This window comes from Vibrio makurazakiensis (assembly GCF_050337375.1).
Classification (GTDB): Bacteria; Pseudomonadota; Gammaproteobacteria; order Enterobacterales; family Vibrionaceae; genus Vibrio; species Vibrio makurazakiensis.
Genome location: NZ_JAKJSW010000230.1, coordinates 1 through 6,137 on the forward strand (window position 1 = coordinate 1; position 6,137 = coordinate 6,137).

General features: G+C 42.6%; 5 protein-coding genes. 2 read left to right on the top strand and 3 right to left on the bottom strand.

The window, feature by feature from the left end; translation table 11 throughout:
- Together L4C33_RS18615 and L4C33_RS18620 are read right to left on the bottom strand one after the other, a co-directional pair.
- A partial coding sequence (locus L4C33_RS18615) for an ABC transporter permease subunit (protein ID WP_428813905.1) occupies positions 1-412 on the bottom strand: 412 nt, incomplete at its 3' end.
- A 100-nt stretch (positions 413-512) separates the two neighbouring features.
- The gene (locus tag L4C33_RS18620) at positions 513-1,322 is read right to left on the bottom strand and encodes an ABC transporter substrate-binding protein (RefSeq protein WP_428813906.1); all 810 of its coding nucleotides are present in this window, start codon (positions 1,320-1,322) and stop codon (positions 513-515) included.
- 387 nt (positions 1,323-1,709) lie between these two features.
- On the opposite strand from L4C33_RS18620, the gene L4C33_RS18625 reads away from it, so the two are divergent.
- Both L4C33_RS18625 and L4C33_RS18630 read left to right on the top strand, forming a co-directional pair.
- Positions 1,710-3,077 (top strand): sigma-54-dependent transcriptional regulator, encoded by a 1,368-nt coding sequence (locus L4C33_RS18625; protein ID WP_428813909.1) that lies wholly within the window; start codon positions 1,710-1,712, stop codon positions 3,075-3,077.
- On the top strand, positions 3,067-5,091 hold the full coding sequence (locus L4C33_RS18630; protein WP_428813907.1) for a sensor histidine kinase: 2,025 nt from the start codon (positions 3,067-3,069) through the stop codon (positions 5,089-5,091). Before L4C33_RS18625 ends, L4C33_RS18630 begins: the two co-directional genes overlap by 11 nt.
- Positions 5,092-5,169: 78 nt before the next feature.
- Here the strand turns inward: L4C33_RS18630 and L4C33_RS18635 are convergent, their stop codons facing one another.
- A complete protein-coding gene (locus L4C33_RS18635) occupies positions 5,170-6,102 on the bottom strand; it encodes a LysR substrate-binding domain-containing protein (RefSeq protein ID WP_428813908.1) in 933 nt (310 codons plus the stop codon).
- Positions 6,103-6,137: the final 35 nt, after the last annotated feature.

Sequence of the window (6,137 nt, forward strand, 5' to 3'; positions counted from 1 at the left end):
CACCAAGAGTTAAAGCCGTTTCTACTGCTCTGCGGTCGCTAGCTTGTAATGCACCATGCATCATGGAAACTAAGATAGGGAAACAAATCAGCATTTGTCCGAAAATCATCGCTCTTTGGGTGAAAAGCATATGCCAATCACCTAAAGGGCCAGAGCGAGATAGCATCATATACAGAAGTAAGCCGATGACGACGGTTGGAATAGCTTGAAGCGTATTGATAACTGACAGGATTGCCCATTTCCCCGGAAAGTTTGTATAGGCAAGTACAAATGCCATAACAATGGCTGGAAATATCACCAGTGAAATTGCGGAGAGGGACACGCTGAAAGAAACTGCGACAATTTGCCAAAGCTCGTTGTCAAAATTGATCAACAGGTTTAATGCATCTAGCGTCGTCTGCCAAAGGCTCATGATTTATCTCATTATTAGTTAGTCGCGCATCTAAACGTAAAATGGATCAGCAGTGAGTCATGCTCACTACCGATCCGGATAAACAGGTTATTTGTGAAACCTATTTATCTGCATTAGCAACAAACAGCTGTTTACCTTTTAGTTTGAATTCGTTGATGAGCTTTTGGCCTTTAGGGTTAACCAGCCAGTCACTGAATACTTTTGCACCTTGGTAGTTAATCGCTGGGTAACGCTCAGGATTAACAAGGATAACCTGATAAGGGTTAAACAAGGCTTTATCACCTTGGAATAAGATAGAAAGATCGAGTTTGTTTTGGTAAGCAAGCCAAGTACCACGGTCAGTCATGGTGTAGCCTTGCATTTCTGAAGTCATGTTCAGAGTTGGCCCCATACCTTGACCGACTGAACGGTAACCACCAAAGTTCGGTTCCATTTTAGTTTGTGCCCAGATCCCCATCTCTTTTTTATGAGTACCAGAGTCATCACCACGCGAAACGAAAGTTACGTTGTTGTTCGCGATAGACTGAAATACTTGAGCTATTGAGCGTTGAGATTCGATCTTTGCAGGATCTTGTATTGGTCCAACAATTACAAAGTCGTTGTACATTAGCTTACGAGGCAATACCCCATAGCCTTTTTCTACAAAGTTGGCTTCTGCTTTTGGTGCGTGTGTCATCACCAAATCGACATCGCCATTCTGGCCCATACGCAGTGACTTGCCTGTACCCGCGGCAATCACATCAACTTTATAGCCTGAATCTTTTTCAAACTCTGGAAGTAAGAAATCAAGTAAGCCTGAATGGTACGTACTGGTTGTCGTTGCCAGTTTTATATGTGGTGTATCTTCTGCGCTACTAGCCGAGTAGCTGACGATAGAAAGAGCTGCAATTGTAAGGGATATTGCTTTCATTATTATGTTATCCATTGATAGATATTGAGAAAGGCAGATAAGAAACTTCGCTCTTTTGTTCTGCCACTAAAATGCATCTAAGCGCATTTAATACAGGGGTATAGCAATCTTAATGCCAGCTTTTGGTCGACTTATAAGAGTTAAATGACGTTATTTCAGCCAATTAATGACTGTTTTAGGAAAAAATGTACGGGAAACTTTGAGCTAGGACAAAATGTCGCATATAAAACTCATTGTACTAATTTTTAGTTGGTACACTCTGTCTCACATCTAAATAACCATAAGTTTATTATGTCTACTTTCAGCCGCTCAGAACCATCATCAGACAATCAATCTTATAGCCAGTATCAGGCGTTTTCTGTCTTAGTCGTTGACGACGAGGTGGGAATGCAGGCGATTCTTAGGAAGGCTTTGAGTAAATTTTTTGGGCGAGTTGAATGTGCTGGATCTGTAGAGGAAGGTGAACGCTTAAGAAGTCGTGAGCACTTTGACCTGATTGTATTGGATATCAATTTACCTGGTCGCTCTGGAATTGAGTGGGAAGAAGCATTCAGTGACTCTGATAAACGTTGTGACGTAATTTTCATGACGGGATATGCCGATCTTGATATGACGATTTCCGCATTAAAGCTTGGTGCGTCAGACTTCATCCTTAAACCGTTTAATTTAGAACAAATGATTCAAGCGGTACTCGGATGTATGGATAAACGCCTTGAGCAACGTATGCAATATGCGTTGAAGCGAGACGTGAGTCGTCATATCAAGACGGAGCTTATTGGTAATTCAGATAAAACCAAACAACTTAAGCAGTTAATTTGTCAGTTTGCTCCATCTAGAGCCTCTGTTCTTGTTGAAGGTGAGTCTGGGACTGGTAAAGAGTTGGTTGCTCGAGGTGTGCATGRAGCTAGTAAACGTACTGGACCATTTGTTCCAATCAACTGTGGCGCTATTGCCCCTGAACTTTTAGAAAGCGAACTGTTTGGGCACATGTCTGGAGCATTCACTGGTGCGAAAAAAAGTCGTGAAGGCCTTTTCCGAGTTGCTAATGGTGGCACGTTATTCCTAGACGAAATCGGTGAAATGCCACTGCCAATGCAATCAGCACTACTTAGAGTATTGGAGCAACGTACTATTCGCCCCGTAGGCAGTGAACGTGAAGTTGCAGTCGATGTAAGAATTGTCGCTGCAACCAACCGAAATTTACAAGAGGAAGTAGATAAAGGCACGTTCAGACGTGATTTATACTATCGCCTAAATGTGCTGAAAATTGATGTCACTCCCTTACGTGAAAGAGTCTCAGATCTAGTTGAACTAGTGCCTCACTTTACTCAAATGCTAGCGAGAGAGTTGGGCATGCCAGAGCCACAATGGGCACATGAAGACATATTGGCAATGAATGAGTATGACTGGCCGGGAAATATTCGTGAATTAAAAAACCTTATGGAGCGCTGTATATTACTGGGGAAACCGCCTGCTCATTATTGGCGTGAACTCAGTGGTGAAGTGACACCGACTCATGTTTCTGTGACTGTGTCACAAGGAGCGGAATTACCAAACCTTGATAAGGGTGATGGTAGTGAGGGATATCCAAACAACTGGACATTGAAAGATGTCGAGAAAGCGCACATCCAGCAATTAGTCGAGCATCATGATGGTAATAAATCGGCTGCTGCAAGAGAGCTTGGGGTAGCCCGTAAAACACTAGAACGAAAATACAAAGATTGGGATGCCGAAGGGGCTGAGCATGCCCATTAATAGCTTTATCGGTAAATGGCGTTTCCGCTTCAAAACGATGGTTCGATACCGTCTACTGTTTCTGACGTCTGCACCAATCATTTTAACGTTATGCGCTTTGGTCGCGATAACCATGTATTGGTCTGTTCATTATACGTGGCAGGGTGCATTGGTCGACGTGTCGGAGCGACTAGATGTAGCCGATAACAGTATTAACCTTATACAGCAGCAACAAGCTAACCATGTTAAAGCGTTCGCGGAGTCTTACGAGTTTCGCTCCAAACTGAACAGCCAATATAAAGACACTGAGTTTGCTACGTGGGTGACGGATAATCGTAAACGCTATCAGCTCGACTTCTTACGTTGGCACCGCGTCAACACCATGGAGAACAAGTGGAAGTTCTTAGACCTAACACGTAAAGAGTCGTTCTTYGATGTGTTAGATAAAGAAGAGCTCGGCACATTAGATTATGAATTGGCAAACCGAGCTGAAGTGCCTTTACTAAACGGGAATGGTGTTGAAACTCGTGSCTTGGTGAGTAGAACCGTGATCCCAATTAGAAACCAATATAACGATCTTATTGGTTTTTTAGATGGGGGCATTTTACTCAATAACTCGACAGGGCTTGTCGACCAAATACGTAACCTTATTTATCCGCCACGCGAAGGTTCAGTTCGTCGAACAGGAACCGTCACAGTCTTTCTCGATAACTTAAGAGTCAGTACCAATGTACCTTTAGATAGCACTGAGCGAGCGGGGCGTGCGATTGGTACGCGAGTTTCGCATGAAGTCCACTCAAAAGTATTAAGAGAAGGCGGTGAATGGCATAACCGCGCATTTGTTCATGATGCTTGGTATATCACGGCTTATCAGCCTATTCGTGATCAATACGATAATGTTATTGGTATGCTGTATACCGGCTATTTGATTTGGCCGTTGATAAAAGCCTACTTAACTAATCTTGGTGAAATCAGTTTAACCATCGTGACTTTATTACTTCTATCGGGCTTGATTGTTTACCGAGGAGCCCGTGATTTATTTAACCCGATAGAGCGTATTCATAAAGTCGTGAAGCTAGTCCATATGGGGCAAGATAAGCGTATTGGAGAGATTGGATTAGATGACCAACACGAACTCACTCAGTTAGCGCGTCAGTTCGACAAAATGCTAGATTTGTTGCACCAACGTAATAAGGAAATTAACGATGCAGCTATGCGGCTTGAATGTAAAGTTAATGAACGAACTGCAAGCCTTAAAGAAAAAACGCAACAGCTAGAACATCACATCAGTCTATTAAATCAAGCTCGTGATAAGTTGGTAGTGAATGAAAAACTGGCTGCACTAGGTGAGCTGACGGCGGGCATTGCCCATGAGATCAATAACCCAACAGCAGTGATTTTGGGTAATGTCGAATTAATGAAATTCGAGTTAGGCGCTGATGCGAATCGTGTCGATGAAGAAATCACGGCGATCATGGAGCAGATCGATCGTATAAGAAACATTACTCGAAGCTTGCTGCAATATAGCCGACAAGGTGGTGTTCAAGATGAAGTAACCTGGCAGCATATTAATCCGATTGTTGATGAAAGCATTACGCTCGTAAAAACGGGTGCCAAGAAAAAGAACATTCATTATGTGTCTACGTTAAAGGCAAAAACCTCGGTCGAAATTAATCGCAATCAATTACTTCAGATTTTGGTTAACTTACAGATGAACGCCATCCACGCTATGAAAGGCGAAGGAAGTTTGATTATTTCTACTGAAGATTGGGTTGAGCATGGGCAAACGCGAGGTGCTGTCATCCATGTTGAAGACGAAGGCTGTGGTATTAAGCCAGAACAGCTGAGCCGAATATTTTCACCATTCTATACAACCAAGCGTGATGGCACAGGTTTAGGGCTATCGGTTTCACAAAGTATTTTAAGTCATACTGGTGGAGAGATTCGAGTGGAATCTGAAGTTGGGAAAGGCAGTTGTTTTAGTGTGTATTTGCCAACTAAGGCAGAAAACGAATTACTAATCGCAAACCTCTAATGAAGCTTAGTTAAACGTTAAGCTTTCAATAAACACTAAAAAGCCCTCAATATCTGAGGGCTTTTTATTCATTATTGCTTAGCTAACCTGGTCCTTTTTAGAACTACTCAGAATGAGTTCTCTAAGCCATTTATGGCTAGGATCATTTTCAAAGTGCTTATGCCACAATAAAGCGCATCCACCAGGCTTAAGTTCAATGGGCAGTGGCTTGGCGACTAATTCGGAACTCGCTTGATACGAGCTAACCGATGACGCTGGGCAACACATCAATAAATCACTCTGGGCACAAAGCTTCATAGCGCTGTTGATATCGGTAATGGTGACACTGGTATTTAGTTGCTTATGTTCAAGTGACAGTACGTCGTTAAGCAGCCAAGTGTCCATATCGCCAATCTTCAATTCGATATGACGATATTTAAGAAAGGTTTCGATGTTCCAGTCTTCAGATAATGCAGGATGGTCTTTACGCATTAAGCATGATGAAGTGTCTTGCATTAACTCGACGTACTGTAATTCGTCAGGGATCTTAGAGTAATGAGTATCTCCCCGGTTATCCCATTCAAAAATACCCACGCCAAAATCAACTTCACGACGAAGAAGTCGGCTTATTGTGCTGTCTGTMCATCTCTGATTGCGAACTTTGATTCCTGGGGCTTGAGCGAGCAATGTTGGCATGAAATCTAAATAGATCGAAGAATAAGCCGTTTCGCAAAGATCGATGAGAAAGGTGCGTTGACTATGCTCGTGTTCAAAATCTAATGGAATCGCTAGCCGATCCAGGTGTTTAAGAATTTCGAATACTTGTGGTGCGAGAAGTAGGGCTTTTGGAGTTGGATTTAGGCGAGTTGCTTGTCTTTCAAATAAAGGATCATCAAAGGTTTCCCTTAGTTTGGCAAGCTGCTTACTCACAGCTGAAGGGCTTCTATATAAGCGTTCAGCAGCTGCTGTCACGCTTCTTTCTTCTAATAACACCGCTAGTACTTTTAATAAATTGGCATCGAAGTTTTGCATTGTTATAACCTGCGGTGATAGACACTAAACAGCAA

What these genes read in the sequence shown, in the direction of transcription:
- L4C33_RS18620 (WP_428813906.1), bottom strand. Translation starts at nt 1,322, where the DNA reads ATGAAAGCAATATCCCTTACAATTGCAGCTCTTTCTATCGTCAGCTAC.